Origin of the sequence: Sphingomonas endophytica, assembly GCF_001476895.1 — a bacterium.
Classification (GTDB): Bacteria; Pseudomonadota; Alphaproteobacteria; order Sphingomonadales; family Sphingomonadaceae; genus Sphingomonas; species Sphingomonas endophytica_A.
The window spans coordinates 1-564 of the sequence record NZ_LDTB01000227.1 but is presented as its reverse complement, the minus strand read 5'-3'; the positions used below and the strand labels follow the sequence as shown (position 1 = coordinate 564).

The 564-nt window shown below is 68.1% G+C and carries 1 protein-coding gene; it reads left to right on the top strand.

Annotated elements, in window-relative coordinates:
- Positions 1-514, top strand: a 514-nt coding sequence (locus NS334_RS16900; protein ID WP_206542722.1) for a 3-deoxy-D-manno-octulosonic acid transferase, incomplete at its 5' end; no start/stop codon positions are given.
- Positions 515-564 lie beyond the last annotated feature (50 nt).

The following is a 564-nucleotide window of genomic DNA, read 5'->3' as shown; positions in this document are numbered from 1 at the left end:
GCTCACGGTGATCGTGCCGCGGCACGCCCATCGCGGTGAGGCGGTCGCACAGCTCGTGACGGCTGCCGGCCTGCGCCCCAGTCTGCGCTCGCACGAGGACCTGCCGGTCGCGACGACGGATATCTATGTCGCCGACACCATGGGCGAGCTCGGCCTGTTCTACCGCCTCGCGCCGATCGTGTTCATGGGCGGCTCGCTGGTCCCGCATGGCGGCCAGAATCCGATCGAGGCGATCAAGCTTGGCGCTGCGATCGTGCACGGCCCGCACGTGTTCAATTTCACCGACGTCTATGATGCGCTCGATCGCGGCGGCGGCGCGCGGCTTGCCGATGACCGGGACGCGCTGGTCAAGCAGCTCGGCCAGTTCCTTGCCGATCCCGCCGCACGCGACACCTCGCTCGCCGCCTCCGAGCGCGTCGTCGAACAGCTTGGTGGTGCGCTGGAGCGCACGGTGACCGCTCTCGAGCCCTATCTGTTGCAGTTGCGGCTCGAGATGGGAGCCGCCAATGCGTGAGCCGGCCTTCTGGCACCGGCCGACGTCTTGGATCGCATCTCTGTTGAGTC